Annotated in this window: 17 protein-coding genes; 10 read left to right on the top strand and 7 right to left on the bottom strand. The window is 56.8% G+C overall.

What is annotated here, in order from left to right; all coding sequences use genetic code 11:
- Positions 1-12 precede the first annotated feature (12 nt).
- Positions 13-1,533 (bottom strand): YifB family Mg chelatase-like AAA ATPase, encoded by a 1,521-nt coding sequence (locus LOC22_RS09955; protein WP_032620478.1) that lies wholly within the window; start codon positions 1,531-1,533, stop codon positions 13-15.
- A 340-nt stretch (positions 1,534-1,873) separates the two neighbouring features.
- On the opposite strand from LOC22_RS09955, the gene ilvL reads away from it, so the two are divergent.
- From ilvL to ilvA, 7 genes are all read left to right on the top strand, one after another.
- Positions 1,874-1,972 (top strand): ilv operon leader peptide, encoded by a 99-nt coding sequence (gene ilvL, locus LOC22_RS09950; RefSeq protein ID WP_001311244.1) that lies wholly within the window; start codon positions 1,874-1,876, stop codon positions 1,970-1,972.
- A gap of 86 nt (positions 1,973-2,058) precedes the next feature.
- Positions 2,059-2,109 carry a peptide IlvX gene (ilvX, locus tag LOC22_RS09945; protein ID WP_166792073.1) on the top strand — a complete coding sequence of 17 codons (51 nt, stop codon included), beginning with the start codon at positions 2,059-2,061 and terminating at the stop codon, positions 2,107-2,109.
- A gap of 2 nt (positions 2,110-2,111) precedes the next feature.
- The gene (gene ilvG, locus LOC22_RS09940; RefSeq protein ID WP_230239515.1) at positions 2,112-3,758 is read left to right on the top strand and encodes an acetolactate synthase 2 catalytic subunit; all 1,647 of its coding nucleotides are present in this window, start codon (positions 2,112-2,114) and stop codon (positions 3,756-3,758) included.
- The gene (gene ilvM, locus LOC22_RS09935) at positions 3,755-4,018 is read left to right on the top strand and encodes an acetolactate synthase 2 small subunit (RefSeq protein ID WP_003860184.1); all 264 of its coding nucleotides are present in this window, start codon (positions 3,755-3,757) and stop codon (positions 4,016-4,018) included. Before ilvG ends, ilvM begins: the two co-directional genes overlap by 4 nt.
- 18 nt (positions 4,019-4,036) lie before the next feature.
- A complete protein-coding gene (gene ilvE, locus LOC22_RS09930) occupies positions 4,037-4,966 on the top strand; it encodes a branched-chain-amino-acid transaminase (RefSeq protein ID WP_003860182.1) in 930 nt (309 codons plus the stop codon).
- Positions 4,967-5,026: 60 nt separating this feature from the next.
- On the top strand, positions 5,027-6,877 hold the full coding sequence (gene ilvD, locus LOC22_RS09925) for a dihydroxy-acid dehydratase (RefSeq protein WP_008501574.1): 1,851 nt from the start codon (positions 5,027-5,029) through the stop codon (positions 6,875-6,877).
- Positions 6,878-6,879: 2 nt separating this feature from the next.
- Positions 6,880-8,424, top strand: coding sequence for a threonine ammonia-lyase, biosynthetic (gene ilvA / locus LOC22_RS09920; RefSeq protein WP_026094330.1), 1,545 nt, complete (start codon positions 6,880-6,882; stop codon positions 8,422-8,424).
- 97 nt (positions 8,425-8,521) lie between these two features.
- Here ilvA and ilvY read toward each other — a convergent pair whose 3' ends face one another.
- The gene (ilvY, locus tag LOC22_RS09915; RefSeq protein WP_017693777.1) at positions 8,522-9,412 is read right to left on the bottom strand and encodes an HTH-type transcriptional activator IlvY; all 891 of its coding nucleotides are present in this window, start codon (positions 9,410-9,412) and stop codon (positions 8,522-8,524) included.
- A 152-nt stretch (positions 9,413-9,564) separates the two neighbouring features.
- On the opposite strand from ilvY, the gene ilvC reads away from it, so the two are divergent.
- Positions 9,565-11,040 carry a ketol-acid reductoisomerase gene (gene ilvC / locus LOC22_RS09910; RefSeq protein WP_006808634.1) on the top strand — a complete coding sequence of 492 codons (1,476 nt, stop codon included), beginning with the start codon at positions 9,565-9,567 and terminating at the stop codon, positions 11,038-11,040.
- Between the two features lie 38 nt (positions 11,041-11,078).
- Here the strand turns inward: ilvC and trmL are convergent, their stop codons facing one another.
- The 5 genes from trmL to lldP form a co-directional block, all read right to left on the bottom strand.
- Positions 11,079-11,552, bottom strand: a complete 474-nt coding sequence (gene trmL / locus LOC22_RS09905; protein WP_003860178.1) for a tRNA (uridine(34)/cytosine(34)/5-carboxymethylaminomethyluridine(34)-2'-O)-methyltransferase TrmL — start codon at positions 11,550-11,552, stop codon at positions 11,079-11,081.
- A gap of 45 nt (positions 11,553-11,597) precedes the next feature.
- On the bottom strand, positions 11,598-12,938 hold the full coding sequence (locus tag LOC22_RS09900; protein WP_023295614.1) for an MFS transporter: 1,341 nt from the start codon (positions 12,936-12,938) through the stop codon (positions 11,598-11,600).
- 180 nt (positions 12,939-13,118) lie between these two features.
- Positions 13,119-14,306: an FMN-dependent L-lactate dehydrogenase LldD gene (gene lldD / locus LOC22_RS09895; RefSeq protein WP_017382576.1), complete on the bottom strand. Its 1,188-nt coding sequence runs from the start codon at positions 14,304-14,306 to the stop codon at positions 13,119-13,121.
- Positions 14,303-15,076 carry a transcriptional regulator LldR gene (gene lldR / locus LOC22_RS09890; protein WP_006808630.1) on the bottom strand — a complete coding sequence of 258 codons (774 nt, stop codon included), beginning with the start codon at positions 15,074-15,076 and terminating at the stop codon, positions 14,303-14,305. The genes lldD and lldR overlap by 4 nt, the downstream gene beginning before the upstream one ends.
- Positions 15,073-16,728 (bottom strand): L-lactate permease, encoded by a 1,656-nt coding sequence (gene lldP, locus LOC22_RS09885; protein WP_003860175.1) that lies wholly within the window; start codon positions 16,726-16,728, stop codon positions 15,073-15,075. The genes lldR and lldP overlap by 4 nt, the downstream gene beginning before the upstream one ends.
- Before the next feature lie 1,098 nt (positions 16,729-17,826).
- On the opposite strand from lldP, the gene LOC22_RS09880 reads away from it, so the two are divergent.
- Complete coding sequence (locus LOC22_RS09880; protein ID WP_015572771.1) at positions 17,827-18,408, top strand: fimbrial protein; 582 nt, start codon at positions 17,827-17,829, stop codon at positions 18,406-18,408.
- Between the two features lie 30 nt (positions 18,409-18,438).
- The gene (locus LOC22_RS09875; protein WP_214603547.1) at positions 18,439-19,113 is read left to right on the top strand and encodes a molecular chaperone; all 675 of its coding nucleotides are present in this window, start codon (positions 18,439-18,441) and stop codon (positions 19,111-19,113) included.

Here is a 19,113-nt window from a genome sequence, read left to right as displayed (position 1 = left end):
CGGCCCCTTTTTTTACGCCAGCATTTTTTGCAGATGCAACAGCAGCCGATCGATCGCACGGTAACTTAATGCCTCCTGCAAATGCCGCCTCTCTATTCCGGGGCAGCCCTCCACGTCGGCGACCGTGCGCGCTACTTTCAACAAACGCTGCCACGCGCGAATGGATAGCCCAAACCGCGTCAGTGTCTCTTCCAGCCAGCCTGCATCTTCAGCGTTGAGAGAACAAAACTGTCGGATCCCGCTGTTATCCAGCCGGGCATTCAGCCTGTTCTGACGAGCATACTGCCGCGCCTGCGCCGCAATAACCCGTTCACGCACAGTTGCTGAGCTTTCGCCCCTAATACCGGTTTGCCTCAGCAGACCGGGCGGGGGCAGGGGGATCTCGAGAGATAAATCAAAACGGTCGAGGAAGGGGCCAGACAGCTTACTCAGATAGCGCAGCGTCTGCTCCGGCGTACAGCGGTTATGATTGCCCTGATAATGACCCGTAGGACTAGGGTTCATCGCCGCGACCAGCTGAAACTGCGCAGGGTAGCTTATTTTGGCCCGAGTACGAGACAAATGGATTTCGCCGGATTCAATCGGCTCCCGCAATGCATCCAGCACGCGGCGTTCAAACTCTGGCAATTCATCCAGAAACAAAATGCCGTTGTGCGCCAGTGAGATTTCACCCGGTCCGGGGATCGAACCCCCGCCCACCATCGCGGTAAGAGACGCACTGTGGTGTGGAGAGCGGAAAGGACGGCGGCGCCACTGTTTATGCAGCGACGTAGAACTGACCAGGCTAAATATCGCGGCGCTTTCCAGCGCTTCGTGATTATTGAGGGGTGGCAACAGACCGCTCAATCTGCTCGCCAGCATCGTTTTCCCCGTGCCTGGCGGACCTATCAGTAACAGGTTATGCCCACCCGCGGCCGTTATCTCTAACGCCCGCTTACCCTGTTCCTGACCCATAATATCGCTGAGATCTTCGGGCGAAGCTGGCGCCACCTCGTCATTCTCCTGCGGCTCGGCAAGCTCGTGTCGGCCTTCCAGCCAGGCGCAAACCTCTTGCAAATGTCCTGCGACAAGACACCCCTTTTCGGCGATAAGGCTTACTTCAGAGGCATTTTCATTGGCCACAATGATTTGTCTTCCCGCGCGTATGGCTTCAAGCGCACCCGAGATTGCTCCGGGAACGCCTCTTAACGCGCCTGTAAGCGCTAATTCACCCACGAACTCACACGAGCTTAGCCCTGGCGTATTGAGCTGTTCAGAAGCCGCGAGAAGCGCTATAGCAATAGGTAAATCATATCGCCCTCCCTCCTTTGGCAAATCGGCAGGCGCAAGGTTAATGGTGATCTTCTTCGCCGGAAAAGCATAACCGCTATTAATAATTGCGCTGCGCACGCGATCCCTCGCCTCTTTAACGGTCGTTTCTGGTAAGCCGACCAGCGTCAGTCCGGGCAGTCCATTACTTAAATGAACCTCTACAGAAATAAGCGGTGCCTTCACGCCGATGGCCGCGCGTGTATAAACAACTGACAGTGACATAAGCCCTCCTTGGCGGTGACTATGCCAGCATCATTTTTTCCTGTTTAGCACTAATTCACTGAATTACGGCGCTCGTTCCAGCCTTTTAGCGGCAAAATGTAATCCTTACATGTCGGTGGAATCGGCCTCGCAGAAAAGAAATCATGCGCGCCTTGCCTGATGAAACAGGACAAAAAAATGAAAAATCTTCATTTCTATTTTTTCCCTATATAAAACAACGATTTTGAAAGAAATAGTTCGCATGCTACAGATATAGGTCATAAAAAAATCTTGTGTCAGATGAAATATCTGTGGTAACTCTTTAGGTATTCCTTCGAACAAGATGCAAAAAGAACTGAAAATGACAGCCCTTCTACGAGTGATTAGCCTGGTCGTGATTAGCGTGGTGGTGATTATTATCCCACCGTGCGGGGCTGCACTTGGACGAGGAAAGGCTTAGAAATCAAGCCTTAACGAACTAAGACCCCCGCACCGAAAGGTCCGGGGGTTTTTTTATGACTAAAAAACTTAAATGAGGAGCAGAGAATGACGACTAGCACAAAATTCTGTTTCTCCAGATTTATGACGGGGAACTAACTATGAATGGGGCACAATGGGTAGTACATGCGTTGCGCGCGCAGGGAGTCGAAACCGTATTCGGTTATCCGGGTGGCGCAATTATGCCGATTTACGATGCACTGTATGACGGCGGCGTGGAACACCTGTTGTGCCGACACGAGCAGGGCGCAGCGATGGCCGCCATCGGTTATGCCCGTGCGACCGGTAAAACCGGCGTCTGTATGGCCACCTCCGGTCCGGGCGCAACGAACCTGATCACCGGCCTGGCTGACGCGCTGCTCGATTCCGTACCCGTGGTGGCGATCACCGGCCAGGTGGCCTCTCCGTTCATCGGCACCGATGCCTTCCAGGAAGTGGATGTGCTCGGTTTATCGCTGGCCTGCACCAAACACAGCTTCCTCGTTCAGTCTCTCGAAGAGCTGCCGCGGGTGATGGCCGAAGCGTTCGAGGTTGCCAGCTCTGGCCGTCCTGGCCCGGTTCTGGTTGATATCCCGAAAGATATCCAGGTTGCACTCGGCGAACTGGAGCCGCATTTCTCTACCGTGGAAAGCGATAATGCGTTCCCGCATGCAGAGGTGGAAGAGGCGCGTCAGATGATGGCGCAGGCCAAACAACCGATGCTGTACGTAGGCGGCGGCGTGGGCATGGCGCAGGCTGTTCCGGCGCTTCGCGCGTTCATTGCGACCACGCAAATGCCCGCCACCTGCACGCTGAAAGGTCTCGGTGCGGTAGAGGCGGATTACCCGTACTACCTCGGCATGCTGGGGATGCATGGTACCAAAGCGGCAAACCTGGCGGTGCAGGAATGCGACTTGCTTATCGCCGTCGGCGCACGTTTTGACGACCGCGTTACCGGCAAGCTGAATACCTTCGCGCCGAACGCCAAAGTGATCCATATGGACATCGACCCGGCGGAGATGAGCAAACTGCGTCAGGCGCATGTCGCGTTGCAGGGCGATCTTAACGCGCTGTTACCGGCGCTGGAGCAGCCGCTGGATATCAACTCATGGCGTCAGCACACCGCTGATATGCGTACTGAACACGCGTGGCGTTACGATCACCCAGGCGACGCCATCTATGCGCCGCTGCTGTTGAAACAGCTGTCAGACCGTAAACCCGCAGACAGCGTGGTAACGACGGATGTCGGCCAGCATCAGATGTGGTCAGCCCAGCACATGACCTACACCCGCCCGGAGAACTTTATCACCTCGAGCGGGTTAGGGACGATGGGCTTCGGTCTGCCAGCAGCCGTTGGCGCGCAGGTTGCCCGCCCGAACGATACCGTTATCTGTATCTCCGGTGACGGCTCCTTCATGATGAACGTCCAGGAGCTCGGCACCGTGAAGCGTAAGCAGTTACCGCTGAAGATCGTCTTGCTCGATAACCAGCGTTTAGGCATGGTTCGCCAGTGGCAGCAGCTGTTCTTCCAGGAGCGTTACAGCGAAACGACCCTGACCGATAACCCCGATTTCCTCACCCTGGCCAGCGCCTTCGGCATTCCTGGCCAGCACATCACCCGTAAAGACCAGGTTGAAGCGGCACTCGACACCATGCTGTCAAGCGAAGGGCCATACCTGCTTCATGTCTCAATCGACGAGCTTGAGAACGTCTGGCCGTTGGTACCGCCCGGTGCCAGTAACTCACAAATGCTGGAGAAATTATCATGATGCAACATCAGGTCGCCGTGCAGGCTCGCTTCAACCCGGAAACTTTAGAACGCGTATTGCGCGTGGTTCGCCACCGTGGCTTTCAGATTTGCTCTATGAATATGGAAACGGCCACCGACGCGCAGAACATCAGTATCGAATTAACCGTTGCCAGCCCGCGGCCGGTCGACTTACTGTTTAGTCAGTTATCAAAACTGGTAGACGTTGCCCATGTTGCCATCTGCCAGAGCACAACCACATCACAACAAATCCGCGCTTAAGCGTGACAGGACGAAAAAATGACGACAAAAAAAGCTGATTACATTTGGTTCAATGGTGAGATGGTTCGCTGGGAAGACGCGAAAGTTCACGTGATGTCCCACGCGCTGCACTACGGCACCTCCGTGTTTGAAGGGATCCGTTGCTACGACTCTCACAAAGGGCCAGTGGTGTTCCGCCATCGCGAACACATGCAGCGTCTGCATGACTCAGCCAAAATTTATCGTTTCCCGGTCTCCCAAAGCGTTGATGAGCTGATGGAAGCCTGCCGCGAGGTGATTCGCCAGAACAAACTGACCAGCGCCTATATTCGTCCGCTGGTGTTCGTGGGCGACGTTGGCATGGGCGTGAACCCGCCCGCCGGCTATAACACCGATGTGATCATTGCCGCGTTCCCGTGGGGCGCCTACCTGGGCGCGGAAGCGCTGGATCAGGGGATCGACGCAATGGTTTCTTCCTGGAACCGCGTGGCGCCAAACACTATCCCGACTGCGGCTAAAGCGGGCGGTAACTACCTTTCCTCACTGCTGGTCGGCAGCGAAGCGCGCCGTCACGGCTATCAGGAAGGTATCGCGCTGGATGTGAATGGCTACATCTCCGAAGGCGCGGGTGAAAACCTGTTTGAAGTGAAAGACGGCATTCTGTTTACGCCGCCATTCACTTCGTCCGCGCTGCCGGGCATCACCCGCGACGCCATCATCAAGCTGGCAAAAGATCTGGGTATCGAAGTGCGCGAGCAGGTACTGTCCCGCGAATCCCTGTACCTGGCTGACGAAGTGTTCATGTCCGGTACCGCGGCTGAAATTACGCCGGTGCGTAGCGTCGATGGCATTCAGGTGGGCGAAGGCCGCTGTGGCCCGGTCACCAAACGCATTCAGCAAGCCTTCTTCGGCCTGTTCACCGGCGAAACAGAAGACAAATACGGCTGGTTGGATCAGGTTAATCACTAAATATAAATTTGGGACGGCACGCACCGTCCCATTAAATAGTCAGACGGGAGTAAATAAAGCATGCCTAAGTATCGTTCAGCCACCACCACCCACGGCCGTAATATGGCGGGTGCCCGCGCACTGTGGCGCGCCACCGGAATGACCGACGCCGATTTCGGCAAGCCAATTATCGCCGTGGTGAACTCCTTCACCCAGTTTGTACCGGGCCACGTGCACCTGCGCGATCTCGGTAAGCTGGTTGCCGAGCAAATCGAAGCCTCCGGCGGCGTGGCGAAAGAGTTCAACACCATTGCGGTGGATGACGGTATCGCAATGGGCCACGGGGGAATGCTCTATTCACTGCCGTCGCGCGAGCTGATCGCCGACTCGGTGGAGTACATGGTTAATGCCCACTGCGCCGATGCGATGGTCTGTATCTCCAACTGCGACAAAATCACCCCGGGGATGCTGATGGCTTCCCTGCGCCTGAACATTCCGGTGATCTTCGTCTCTGGTGGCCCAATGGAAGCGGGGAAAACCAAGCTCTCCGACAAAATCATCAAGCTCGACCTGGTCGATGCGATGATCCAGGGCGCGGACCCGAAAGTCTCTGACGAGCAGAGCGACCAGGTGGAACGTTCCGCGTGCCCGACCTGCGGCTCCTGTTCCGGGATGTTCACCGCCAACTCCATGAACTGCCTGACCGAAGCGCTGGGCCTTTCTCAGCCGGGCAACGGCTCTCTGCTGGCGACCCACGCCGATCGTAAACAGCTGTTCCTTAACGCCGGTAAGCGCATCGTTGAGCTGACCAAACGCTACTACGAGCAGGACGACGCCAGCGCGCTGCCGCGCAACATCGCCAGCAAAGCGGCGTTTGAAAACGCCATGACGCTGGATATCGCCATGGGCGGTTCCACCAACACCGTTCTGCACCTGCTGGCCGCCGCGCAGGAAGCTGAAATCGACTTCACTATGAGCGACATCGACAAGCTCTCCCGCAAAGTGCCGCAGCTGTGTAAAGTCGCGCCGAGTACCCAGAAGTACCACATGGAAGATGTCCACCGTGCGGGTGGCGTGATTGGTATTCTCGGCGAGCTGGATCGTGCCGGGCTGCTGAACCGCGACGTGAAAAACGTGCTCGGCCTGACGCTGCCGGAGTCGCTGGAGCAGTACGACGTGATGCTGACCAAAGACGACGCGGTGAAAAACATGTATCGCGCCGGTCCGGCGGGCATCCGTACCACCCAGGCGTTCTCGCAGGATTGCCGCTGGGACACGCTGGATGACGATCGCGCCGAAGGCTGCATTCGCTCGCTGGAACATGCCTACAGCAAAGACGGCGGTCTGGCGGTGCTGTACGGTAACTTCGCGGAAAACGGCTGCATTGTGAAAACCGCAGGCGTGGACGACAGCATCCTCAAATTCACCGGTCCGGCAAAAGTGTATGAAAGCCAGGACGAAGCGGTAGACGCTATCCTCGGCGGCAAAGTGGTGGAAGGCGACGTGGTGGTCATTCGCTACGAAGGGCCGAAAGGCGGTCCGGGCATGCAGGAGATGCTCTACCCGACCACCTTCCTGAAATCGATGGGCCTCGGCAAAGCCTGCGCGCTGATCACCGATGGTCGATTCTCTGGCGGCACGTCAGGCCTCTCCATTGGTCACGTCTCGCCAGAAGCAGCAAGCGGCGGCAATATCGCGATCATCGAAGATGGCGACCTGATCGAAATCGACATTCCGAACCGCGGCATTCAGTTGAAGCTGAGTGACCAGGAGATTGCGGCCCGTCGTGAAGCGCAGGAAGCCCGCGGCGACAAAGCCTGGACGCCGAAAGATCGTCAGCGTGAAGTCTCCTTCGCCCTGCGCGCTTACGCGAGTCTTGCCACCAGTGCAGATAAAGGCGCGGTGCGCGATAAATCTAAACTGGGGGGCTAATGATGGCCGAGTCACAACCCTTATCCGCCGCCCCGGAGGGGGCGGAATACCTGAGAGCGGTGCTACGCGCGCCGGTCTATGAAGCGGTGCAGGTCACGCCCCTGCAAAAAATGGACAAACTCTCTTCACGTCTCGACAACGTCATTCTGGTGAAGCGTGAAGACAGGCAGCCGGTGCACAGCTTCAAGCTGCGCGGCGCCTACGCGATGATGGCCGGGCTGACGGACGAGCAGAAAGCGCGCGGGGTGATTACCGCCTCGGCGGGCAATCACGCGCAGGGCGTGGCGTTCTCCTCGGCGCGTCTGGGGCTGAAGGCGCTGATCGTGATGCCGGTCGCCACCGCAGATATCAAGGTCGACGCGGTGCGCGGGTTCGGCGGAGAAGTGCTGCTTCACGGCGCTAACTTTGACGAAGCCAAAGCCAAAGCGATTGAGCTGGCGCAGCAGCAGGGCTTCACCTGGGTGCCGCCGTTCGATCACCCGATGGTGATTGCCGGGCAGGGTACGCTGGCGCTGGAACTGTTGCAGCAGGACGCCCATCTCGACCGCGTTTTCGTCCCGGTGGGCGGCGGCGGCTTAGCCGCAGGTGTGGCGGTGCTGATCAAACAGCTGATGCCGCAGATCAAAGTGATTGCGGTTGAAGCGGAAGACTCTGCCTGCCTGAAGGCGGCGCTGGACGCCGGACATCCGGTAGATCTGCCGCGCGTCGGGCTGTTCGCCGAGGGCGTGGCGGTGAAGCGCATTGGCGACGAAACGTTCCGCCTGTGCCAGGAGTATCTCGACGATATCGTCACCGTCGACAGCGACGCTATCTGCGCGGCGATGAAAGATCTCTTCGAGGATGTGCGTGCGGTGGCGGAACCATCCGGCGCGCTGGCGCTGGCGGGAATGAAAAAATACATCGCCCAGCACAATATTCGCGGCGAGCGTCTGGCGCACGTGCTTTCCGGTGCCAACGTGAACTTCCACGGTCTGCGCTACGTTTCCGAGCGCTGTGAGCTGGGTGAGCAGCGTGAAGCGCTGCTGGCGGTGACCATTCCGGAAGAGAAGGGCAGCTTCCTGAAGTTCTGTCAGCTGCTGGGCGGTCGTTCGGTAACGGAGTTCAACTACCGCTTTGCCGATGCCAAAGATGCGTGCATTTTTGTCGGCGTGCGTCTGAGCCGTGGCGTGGAGGAGCGCAAAGAGATCCTCAGCCTGCTGCATGACGGCGGTTACAGCGTGGTCGATCTCTCCGACGACGAGATGGCGAAGCTGCACGTGCGTTACATGGTCGGCGGCCGTCCATCCAAGCCGCTGAAGGAACGCCTGTTCAGCTTCGAGTTCCCGGAATCGCCGGGCGCGCTGCTCAAGTTCCTGCACACGTTGGGCACGCACTGGAACATCTCTCTGTTCCACTACCGCAGCCACGGCACCGACTATGGCCGCGTACTGGCGGCGTTCGAGCTGGGCGAGCACGAGCCGGATTTCGAAACGCGCCTGAACGAGCTGGGCTATGAGTGCCATGACGAAACCCACAACCCGGCGTTCCGTTTCTTCCTGGCGGGTTAGGTTGTTCGGGAAAATGCCTGATGGCGCTGCGCTTATCAGGCCTACGTTCTAAGGGTTGAACTGCGTGTAGGCCGGGTAAGCGCAGCGCCACCCGGCTTTAGTGGTTCGGCAATATCGTCCAGAACGCATCAATAAGCGGCTCATGCAGCCGCTTTTTTTGTGCGCACACGCCTAGCTCGAACGGCGTTTTCTCGTCGCTGCGTTCTAAAATCATCACGCGATTGCGCACCGGCTCCGGGCTGTTTTCCAGCACCACTTCCGGTAGCAGCGCTACGCCGCAGCCGAGCGCCACCATCGATACCATCGCCTCATGGCCGCCGACCGTGGCGTAAATCGACGGGTTACTGATCTTCTGGCGGCGGAACCACAGCTCAATGCGGCGGCGCACCGGCCCCTGATCGGCCATGATAAACGGCACCGTGGACCAGTCCGGTTTCTCCACCGAAACCTGGTTGCGCACCGGGCAGGGCAGCGCCGGGGCAATCAGCACTACCGCCAAATTCTCCAGCATCGAGAACGCCACCGCCCCCGGCAGCGTTTCAGGTTTTCCGGCAATCGCCAGATCCGCTTCGCCCGTCACCACTTTTTCCATCGCGTCGGCGGCATCGCCGGTGGTGAGCTTAATTTCAACCGACGGATGTTCCGCGCGGAAGCGGTCGAGAATGGGGGGAAGATGGCTGTAGGCAGCGGTCACGGAACAGAAAATATGCAGCTCGCCGGAAAGCGACGGCCCCTGCTGGTCGATGGTGTGTCGCAGCTGCTGGTACTGTAATAACGTCTGCTGAGCAAAGATGCGCAGCTCTTCACCTGCTTCCGTGAGGGTGACGGTGCGGTTATCGCGCACGAACAGCGGCTGGCCGAGGTCTTCCTCAAGGCGCTGGATCTGGCGCGACAGCGTGGAGGGGCTGACGTGCATCGCCCGGGCGCTACGGCCAAAGTGACGGCTTTCCGCCAGGTGCAGGAACATTTTCAGATCGCGTAAATCCACCGATTCCACTCCCTCTTTTTACATTGCATAAATTGCAATGTGACGTTGTGAATATATCAATTTCCGCAATAAATTTCCTGTTGTAATGTGGGTACATTCTCGCTGAAACGCGAACCGAACAATAAGACACACAACATCACGAGGTATCACCCATGGCTAACTACTTTAATACACTGAACTTGCGCCAGCAGCTGGCGCAGCTGGGCAAATGCCGCTTCATGGCGCGCGATGAATTTGCTGATGGCGCGAGCTACCTTCAGGGTAAAAAAGTGGTCATTGTCGGCTGTGGCGCACAGGGTCTGAACCAGGGCCTGAACATGCGTGACTCCGGGCTGGATATCTCCTACGCCCTGCGTAAAGAAGCGATTGCCGAAAAGCGTGCTTCCTGGCGTAAAGCGACCGAAAACGGCTTCAAAGTGGGCACCTACGAAGAGCTGATCCCGCAGGCGGATCTGGTGGTTAACCTGACGCCGGACAAGCAGCACTCTGACGTTGTGCGTTCCGTACAGCCGCTGATGAAAGACGGCGCCGCGCTGGGTTACTCCCACGGCTTCAACATCGTTGAAGTGGGCGAGCAGATCCGTAAAGACATCACCGTGGTGATGGTGGCACCGAAGTGCCCGGGCACCGAAGTGCGCGAAGAGTACAAACGTGGCTTCGGCGTACCGACGCTGATCGCCGTTCACCCGGAAAACGATCCGAAAGGCGAAGGCATGGCGATTGCCAAAGCCTGGGCTGCGGCCACTGGCGGCCATCGTGCGGGCGTGCTGGAATCTTCCTTCGTTGCGGAAGTGAAATCTGACCTGATGGGCGAGCAGACCATCCTGTGCGGCATGCTCCAGGCCGGCTCTCTGCTGTGCTTCGACAAGCTGGTGGAAGAAGGCACCGATCCGGCATACGCGGAAAAACTGATTCAGTTCGGCTGGGAAACCATCACCGAAGCGCTGAAGCAGGGCGGCATTACGCTGATGATGGACCGACTGTCCAACCCGGCAAAACTGCGCGCGTTCGCACTCTCTGAACAGCTGAAAACCATCATGGCGCCGCTGTTCCAGAAACATATGGACGACATTATCTCCGGCGAGTTCTCTTCCGGCATGATGGCGGACTGGGCGAATGACGATAAGAAACTGCTGACCTGGCGCGAAGAGACCGGTAAAACCGCGTTCGAAACCGCACCACAGTATGACGGCAAGATCACCGAGCAGGAGTACTTCGATAAAGGCGTCCTGATGATCGCGATGGTGAAAGCGGGCGTTGAGCTGGCGTTCGAAACCATGGTGGATTCGGGCATCATTGAAGAATCTGCGTACTACGAATCGCTGCACGAGCTGCCGCTGATCGCAAACACCATCGCCCGTAAACGTCTGTATGAGATGAACGTGGTGATCTCCGATACCGCCGAGTACGGTAACTACCTGTTCTCTTACGCCTGCGTACCGCTGCTGAAAGAGTTCATGACCACCCTGCAAGCGGGCGATCTGGGCCAGGCGATTGCGGAAGGAGCGGTTGATAACGCGCAGCTGCGTGACGTCAACGAAGCGATTCGCAGCCACGAAATCGAGAAAGTGGGCCAGAAACTGCGTGGCTACATGACCGATATGAAACGTATCGCGGTAGCAGGCTAAACACGACGAATCGGGTGGCGTAAGCCACCCGAACTGTTTTAGCTACGCAATATCGCGCCGGGATAACCCAGCTGGCGCCACGCCTCATACACCACCACCGACACCGCATTCGACAGGTTCATGCTGCGGCTGTCCGGCATCATCGGAATACGAATTTTCTGCTCAGCGGGCAGGGCATCCAGAATGGTGGCCGGCAGGCCGCGGGTTTCCGGACCAAACATCAGATAATCCCCGTCCTGATAGCTTACGGCGCTGTGCGCTGGCGTACCTTTGGTGGTCAGGGCGAACATGCGCTGTGGTTTTTCGGATCCCAGAAACGCGGCGTAATCGTGATGACGAACGACGGCGGTAAACTCATGGTAGTCCAGCCCCGCGCGGCGCAGACGTTTGTCGTCCCACGTAAAGCCCATCGGCTCAATAATGTGCAGACGAAAACCGGTGTTGGCGCACAGGCGGATAATATTGCCGGTGTTCGGCGGAATTTCTGGTTCGAATAAGACGATGTTAAGCATGCTGCCCCCTTAATTGCGGGGGCAGAATAGCAGAAAAGAGAGGGACTAGGCGACGCCCGGCTCCTGCGCGCGGCTATACAGCATTTTGTAGACGGTTGCCGCCGCAGCCACGAGAGCAGGTACGCTGAGGATCATTAAAATACTGTCCGCCTGCCACTGCATGGAAAGAAGCTGGGCGCTGGTCATGGTGCCCGCCACGCCGCCGAAGCGGCCGATCCCCTGCATCCAGGCGATACCCGTCGCTCGGCACTCGGTAGGGTAAAAGGTGGCGGCCAGGGTCTGCATGCCCGACTGCGCGCCGTTCATCGCGATCCCCATCAGGAAAATTAACCCGCCAAACAGGGCGATATGGTTATGCTCAATGCCGAGTAAAAGAATCAGGCCCATCGTCAGCACGAAACCACACGCGACCACCTTGTGCGCTTCCCAGCGATCCATCATCCAGCCCGCGAGCAAAATGCCAGCGGTGCCGCCGAAGGTGAACAGCGAGGTAAGCCAGGCGGATTCCGTCAGCGCATATCCCATCCCCTGCATCAGCGTTGGCATCCAGCTCAGCAGGACGTAATAAATCACCAGCCCCATAAAATAGGTGACCCACAGCATCAGGGTGCCGGGCAGCCAGGGCATGGAAAACAGCTGCGACACGCTGCCTTTTTTCGACGCGACTTTCTCCTCCGCGAGGAAAAAGCCCGTGACGCTATCCAGCGTGCTGCGGGCGAACCGGCTGGCGATGCGGCGAACCTGGGCGACGTCTTTCCCGCGCTGCACCAGAAACTTCACCGACTCCGGCAACAGCAGCGCCAGCAGCACCGTTAAAATCAGCGGCGCAATCGCGCCGGTCAGCAGCACGCTTCGCCAGCCGTGGTGAGGGATAAGCCAGGACGAGATCGCCCCGCCGCCCGCCGCACCCAGCGGAAAGCCGCAGTACATGGTGTTAATTACCATGGCGCGGCAGCGCTGGGGGGCAAACTCGGAGATCAGCGTGATGGCGTTAGGCATGGCAGCGCCGAGGCCCAGGCCCGTCAGAAAGCGCCACAGCGTCAGGGTATTCAGACTTTGCGCCCAGGCCGTGCCCAGGCTCGCCAGGCCGAAGAACAGGCATGAAAAGACCAGTACGCGCTTGCGTCCCATCCGGTCCGATACCGGACCTGCAATCAGGGCTCCCAGCGACAGCCCCAGCAGCGCCGCACTCAGCACCGGCCCCAGATCCTGTTTATGTATTCCCCACTCTGTCGACAGCGTAGGCGCAATGTAACCCATCGCTGCGGTATCAAACCCATCAATCGCCAGCACCAGAAAGCCCAGCACAATAAGAAGCCAGTGAAACCCTGAAAAAGGACTTTCATCGATCACCTGCTGAATATCCACCTTACCTGAATACGCCATACGTTCCCCTCCGATGTGATGTTGTTTTTGTGTTCTTGTATTTGCTTGTCTATACAATTGCGGAGAGGCGGGGTGTGTCAAATTTTCTTATCCAGAATGTTACGCAGGTGTTATTTTCAACAAAAAAAGCGCCCGAGGGGGAAGTCGGGCGCGGAAGAAGGGAAGGCTAACCGGGGGAGATCAGGCCGCGTTTCCCTGAGAAAGAGGGGCCAGCGCCGCAGGCAGCTTACTGAGCTCCTGCACCAGAGAGTCTTTGCTGATTTCACCGATTGTTTTCGCACCGGTCAGCGTCATCGCCACCTTCATCTCTTTCTCGATCAGGTTCAGCAGATTCGCCACGCCCGCCTGGCCGCTGGTGGCCAGCGCGTACAGGTAAGCACGGCCCAGCAGCACGCTGTCCGCGCCCAGGGCGATCATGCGCACCACGTCCAGCCCGTTACGGATGCCGCTGTCGGCCAGGATCGCAATATCGCCTTTCACCGCATCGGCAATGGCCGGCAGGGCGCGGGCGGAGGAGAGCACCCCGTCAAGCTGGCGGCCACCATGGTTAGAGACCACGATCCCATCGGCGCCAAAACGTACCGCGTCGCGGGCATCTTCCGGGTCGAGGATCCCTTTGATCACCATCGGGCCGTCCCAGAATTCGCGGATCCACTCCAGGTCTTTCCATGAGATCGACGGATCGAAATTGTTCGCCAGCCAGCCGATGTAATCCTCCAGCCCGGTCGGTTTACCCAGGTAGGCCGAAATATTGCCCAGATCGTGCGGACGGCCGTTCAGCCCGACATCCCACGCCCACTGCGGGTGCGTCACCGCCTGCCAGTAACGGCGCAGGGCCGCGTTAGGGCCGCTCATGCCGGAGTGGGCGTCGCGGTAGCGCGCGCCGGGGGTCGGCATGTCGACGGTAAAGACCAGCGTTGAGCAGCCCGCCGCTTTGGCGCGCTCCAGCGCGTTGCGCATAAAACCGCGATCGCGCAGGACGTACAGCTGGAACCACATCGGGCGCTTGATGGTCGGGGCGACTTCTTCAATCGGGCAGACGGACACGGTGGAAAGGGTAAACGGAATGCCTTTGGCATCTGCGGCGGCGGCGGCCTGCACTTCACCGCGACGGGCATACATGCCGCATAAACCGACAGGTGCGAGCGCTACCGGCATGGAGAGCGTTTCGTTAAACAGCTTCGTCTCAAGGCTCAGGTCAGACATATTCTTCAGCACGCGCTGGCGCAGGGCCACCTCCGACAGGTCTTCCACGTTGCGGCGCAGGGTGTATTCGGCATACGCCCCGCCGTCAATGTAGTGGAACAGGAACGGGGGCAAAATGCGCTGCGCCGCGGCGCGATAATCACTGGCTGCTGAAATAATCATGCTTTGTTCTCCCTGGAAATATCACTCTCGCCAGGCAGACGGGTAATACGCGCCTGTCGGGCCTGATCTTCATCGAATCGTTTAATGGTGGTATGCACGAAGCCGAGATGCGCCATCATCGCCTTGCGCGCGGCCTCGGCATCACCGGCCAGAATGGCGTTGAGCACCGCCTCGTGCTGTTCGGTCAGTTGAGCAAACACCGGCGGGACCAGATACATGCGCTGGCGGCTCTGCTTTACGGAGGATTGCAGCAGGTCGAAGAACCCGCGCATGGTTTGCAGCAGTACCACGTTGTGCGAGGCCTCGGCAATCGCCAGATGGAACCGCACGTCCGCCTGGGAGGCGATGTCCGGGTCGCTGCTTTGCGTGGCCTCAAAACAGGCTTTGAGCTTCTCTTTGTCGGCGTCGGTTGCCCGCATCGCCGCGTGCCACGCGGTGCTGGTTTCGATGGCGTGACGCGCTTCGAGGATGTCGAAGCTGTAGTCCGGGTCGTTTTCCATCAGCGTCTTCAGCGGCTGCACGATGTTTTGTTCGGACCAGTCGTCATGCTGCCAGCGCACGAAGGTGCCGCCGCCGCGACGGCTCAGCAGCACCCCTTCACTAACCAGCGTCGCCAGCGCCTCGCGCAGTGAGTTGCGCGACACGCCAAGCTGAGCGGCAAGCTGACGCTCGGCGGGCAATCTCATGCCCGCTTCCAGCTGTTGTTCTTCTATCAGCGCCCGTACGCGAGTGGCAATCTCGTCGGACAGGCGTCTGGGCATCACTATCATGGAATCATCCAGGTTAAGACATAGGCCTGCAATGTGGTGATCACGCCCACCATGCAGGTAAATATCAGGCTGTGTTTAACGGTAAAGCGGAACAGATCCGACTCTTTGCCTACCAGCCCCACCGCGGCACAGGCAATGGCGATGGACTGCGGCGAGATCATCTTCCCGGTCACGCCGCCGGTGGTGTTCGCGGCGACCAGCAGCACGTCCGAGACGCCAATCTGCTGCGCGGCCGTGGCCTGTAGGGCGGCAAACAGGGCGTTAGATGACGTATCTGAACCAGTCAGGAACACCCCCAGCCAGCCGAGGAACGGCGAGAAGAAGGTAAACGCGTGGCCGGTATGCGCCAGCGCTAACGCCAGCGTCGACGACAGGCCGGAGTAGTTCGAAATAAACGCGAACGCCAGCACCATGCCGATGGAGTAAATCGGCAACATCAGCTCTTTAATCGTCGCCGCAAAGGTCTGCACCGCGGCGGCAGGCTTCATGCGCAGCCACACTACGGAAAGGATAGCGGCAAACAGGATGGCCGTGCCGGTGGCTGAGAACCAGTCGAACTTAAACACTGCCGCATATGGCGTGGCGTCGTGCACCACCGGCGGCATACGGGCGACCATTTTGTCGAGGAACGGCACGGAGATATTAATCACCATGTCGTACAGCGCGCCGCCCGGGGCGAACAGGGCTTTAAAAGGTGGAATGCTCCACAGCGTCACGGTGGCGGTCAGGAACAGGAACGGTGACCATGCGCGCACAATCTGTCCGGCGGTATAGCCGGTGCGCGCCAGCGTCTGATCCACGTGCGATGCGCCCATGTCAGCAAAGCGGAAGATACGTACCGGCTGCCAGCGTTTCAGGAACAGCGTCAGACAGACCAGCGACACCAGGGAAGAGATGATGTCCGGCAGTTCCGGGCCGAGGAAGTTGGAGCTGAGATACTGGGCAATGGCGAACGAACCGCCCGCTACCATCACCGCAGGCCAGGTCTCCTTCACGCCGCGCCAGCCGTCCATAATCGCCATGATCCAGAACAGCACGATAATGGTCAGGAACGGCAGCTGGCGACCCACCATCTGGCCGATCTCGAAGCTGTCCAGCCCGGTTACCTGGCCCGCCACCAGAATCGGAATGCCCATCGCGCCAAACGCCACCGGGGCGGTGTTCACAATCAGGCACAGGCCAGCGGCATACAGCGGGTTAAAGCCCAGCCCGACCAGCAGAGCGGCGGTGATCGCCACCGGCGCGCCAAATCCTGCCGCCCCTTCAAGGAACGCCCCGAAGGAGAAACCGACAATCAGCATCTGTAAACGCTGGTCCGGTGTAATAGAGAGAATCGACGAGCGAATAATATCGAACTGCCCGGTTTTGACCGAGATTTTGTAGACAAAGACGGCGGCGATGATGATCCACGCAATCGGCCACAGGCCGTAGAAGAAACCATACACCACGGAGGCCAGCGCGCGATCGACCGGCATTTTATAGAAGAACAGCGCCACCAGCAGGGCGATGGCAACGGTGTACGTTGCGGCAAGGTAGCCCTTCAGCTTGAGCTTAATTAGCGCAAAGAAGAAGAACAGGATCGGTAGCGATGCGATCAGGCTCGACAGCCAGATATTCCCGGCCGGATCGTAGTTTTGTTGCCAGAGGCTCATGCAGGTCTCCTGAGGACCACACAGGTGTTCGTCGGGTGAGTCTCTGCTCATCTCAGCGTCACACTTAGTGTAAAAGTGGTCCATCCAATATTGTGATGTAGGGTTAATGGCAATAAATGGTTAACCAAGTGTTGCTATTCGGCAATGGTTTTGTGAAGTGGAGCATCAAAACTGTGAACGATGGATAGCTTTGCGCATTATTGGTAGGACCAAACCCGCAAAATTAACTCACCGTGTGCGATGGAAGCGGTAGTCAGGTGGAGAGCATTACATTCGTTTTTGAGCAGATACGACGCGTAAAAGATGTTGAATAAAATGGGGAGGTGATAATATTACGTGAATTGAATGAGGTTTATTTGCTTTATTTGTGTTTTTGAAAAGCTGTATATATGTGAGCAGAGTGATTTATTTCCTATAAATAAAATTTTTTTTGGTTAAAAATGCGAAATCTAAGCTGTAGCAAAAAATTTTAATTAAGGTAAATTTCACATATAGATTTTAACAGTGTATTACAAACGATCAATTGCTGATCGATAAAGAAATATCCTGTTTAACCGTGATTTTTCAGGATAAAGGGCAAGAATTTTTTGCTGAAGTGACATTTTTTGGCTAATAATATTCTGAAATAAATTGATCAAACAATGATCAGTTGGCTCTCTTGTAATTTAGTTACGGTATTAAAAGCAAATTAATAATTATCAGGGCAATCGAAAGGGGTTAAATTTGTTAGCTGAGTGTTAATTATAGAGTGTTTACAGACGCGGCGTACTGCTTTTCAATACGTAGACGTTAAAAGGCATATGATTTACTATTTATTCAGAAGCAACGTTACAGAAGATATTAAATTTATTACTAACCACAACGTATTCAGTGTTATTTTCGGCCAGAAGTCATTTCCTCAGTTGCAGGATATCTGTGTATGGCCTTCTGAAAATATACGGATTATCACCATGGGATGGACCCTGCTTTATTCTATAAGGTCGCGTCACCCATTCTGCTAAAACCCTTTTGGTGGCGTTTTTAAATCCTTATAGCGGTTATTGTACCTGGTACAACAAGTCTATATCTGTTTAATTTACAGAGGGGAAAGTGTTCCAAATGAAAATCAAAAATGTGGCGCTGGCGATTGCCGCGGCGGGGCTGCTGTTATCTTCTCAATCAGTACTGGCAAGCAGTGATTCTGGTGTTAATGCTTCCCTGGATACAGGCGCTGGCTCGCAGAGCACAGGCGGCGTGATCAACTTTACCGGGAAAATCACCCTTATTTCCTGTGATATTACCCCTGCGTCAAAAAGCAAAACGGTAGACCTCGGCGCGTGGGCGAAAAGCTACTTCGACGATCACAGCGAAACGACGCCGCGTGAGTTCAAAATCAACGTAGAGAACTGCCCGGAGACGGTTGAATCGGTTGCGGTACTGTTTGACGGAACCAAAGATACGGTGAATGACACACTGCTACAGGTTACGCCAGGCGAAGGTATGGCGACGGGCGTCGGCGTGAAGCTTTATAACAGCGATCGCAGCACCGCGATTAAACCGGGTACGGTATCTGAAACAACCGCACCGGATGCTGAAGGCAATGCTGAATTAACGTTTTATGCCTCTCTCGACAAAGACGGTTCGGAAATTAACGCGGGCGACGTCAATGCCGTTTCCAACTTCCTGATGGTTTATAACTGATTTCACTCTCAGCCACCTCCAGAGATAATAATGATGAAACGTTTATCGTATATTATGCTCACTGCATTAATGGTTAGTTCTGCGTCAGTTTCCGCTGGCGTTGTAATGGGGGGAACACGGATCGTATACCCACAACACAGCAAGGAGGTGGCATTTTCTGTTTCTAATATGGAAAGTGCGGTTCCCTATCTTATTCAGTCGTGGGTTGAAGGTGATGGGCAGGATAAAAATAACGCTGCGCCATTTATTGTCACACCACCTCTGTTCAGACTTGATCCGGAGCAGACCAACACGCTGCGTATTCAATATACCGGCGCTCCGCTGCCCACAGATCGTGAATCTGTATTCTGGCTCGATATTAAAGCGATTGCGCCAAAGCCAAAAGAGAGCAGCAACGAATTACAAGTTAACGTTAAATCGAAATTTAAAATTTTCTACCGCCCGGACAACCTTAAAGGGGACGCTGCCACTGCCTGGCAGAAAATAACGTTTTCGCGGACGGGAAAAGGGCTTAAGGCCGCTAACCCGACGCCATACTACGTCTCTTTTTATCGGCTGACCGTTGGCGGGCATAAAATTGAGCAGCCGGGCATGATCGGTCCAGGGGAAACCCGCGAATGGCCTGTGTCCGCCTCCGGGGGCGTAAGCTGGTCGGCTATTAATGATTTTGGTGCCATCACCGCCACCCACACCCAGCCTCTTTAA

This window comes from Enterobacter sp. AN-K1 (genome assembly GCF_020971765.1).
GTDB lineage: Bacteria > Pseudomonadota > Gammaproteobacteria > Enterobacterales > Enterobacteriaceae > Enterobacter > Enterobacter hormaechei_C.
This window is presented reverse-complemented; position numbering and strand designations above follow the sequence as displayed.

Bases quoted from the DNA above. Each gene is read 5' to 3' on its own strand.
- lldP (WP_003860175.1), bottom strand. From the start codon at position 16,728: ATGAGCCTCTGGCAACAAAACTACGATCCGGCCGGGAATATCTGGCTG.
- LOC22_RS09900 (WP_023295614.1), bottom strand. From the start codon at position 12,938: ATGGCGTATTCAGGTAAGGTGGATATTCAGCAGGTGATCGATGAAAGT.
- ilvD (WP_008501574.1), top strand. From the start codon at position 5,027: ATGCCTAAGTATCGTTCAGCCACCACCACCCACGGCCGTAATATGGCG.
- lldR (WP_006808630.1), bottom strand. From the start codon at position 15,076: ATGATAGTGATGCCCAGACGCCTGTCCGACGAGATTGCCACTCGCGTA.
- lldD (WP_017382576.1), bottom strand. From the start codon at position 14,306: ATGATTATTTCAGCAGCCAGTGATTATCGCGCCGCGGCGCAGCGCATT.
- LOC22_RS09955 (WP_032620478.1), bottom strand. From the start codon at position 1,533: ATGTCACTGTCAGTTGTTTATACACGCGCGGCCATCGGCGTGAAGGCA.
- ilvE (WP_003860182.1), top strand. From the start codon at position 4,037: ATGACGACAAAAAAAGCTGATTACATTTGGTTCAATGGTGAGATGGTT.
- trmL (WP_003860178.1), bottom strand. From the start codon at position 11,552: ATGCTTAACATCGTCTTATTCGAACCAGAAATTCCGCCGAACACCGGC.
- ilvC (WP_006808634.1), top strand. From the start codon at position 9,565: ATGGCTAACTACTTTAATACACTGAACTTGCGCCAGCAGCTGGCGCAG.
- ilvM (WP_003860184.1), top strand. From the start codon at position 3,755: ATGATGCAACATCAGGTCGCCGTGCAGGCTCGCTTCAACCCGGAAACT.
- LOC22_RS09875 (WP_214603547.1), top strand. From the start codon at position 18,439: ATGATGAAACGTTTATCGTATATTATGCTCACTGCATTAATGGTTAGT.
- ilvG (WP_230239515.1), top strand. From the start codon at position 2,112: ATGAATGGGGCACAATGGGTAGTACATGCGTTGCGCGCGCAGGGAGTC.
- LOC22_RS09880 (WP_015572771.1), top strand. From the start codon at position 17,827: ATGAAAATCAAAAATGTGGCGCTGGCGATTGCCGCGGCGGGGCTGCTG.
- ilvA (WP_026094330.1), top strand. From the start codon at position 6,880: ATGGCCGAGTCACAACCCTTATCCGCCGCCCCGGAGGGGGCGGAATAC.
- ilvL (WP_001311244.1), top strand. From the start codon at position 1,874: ATGACAGCCCTTCTACGAGTGATTAGCCTGGTCGTGATTAGCGTGGTG.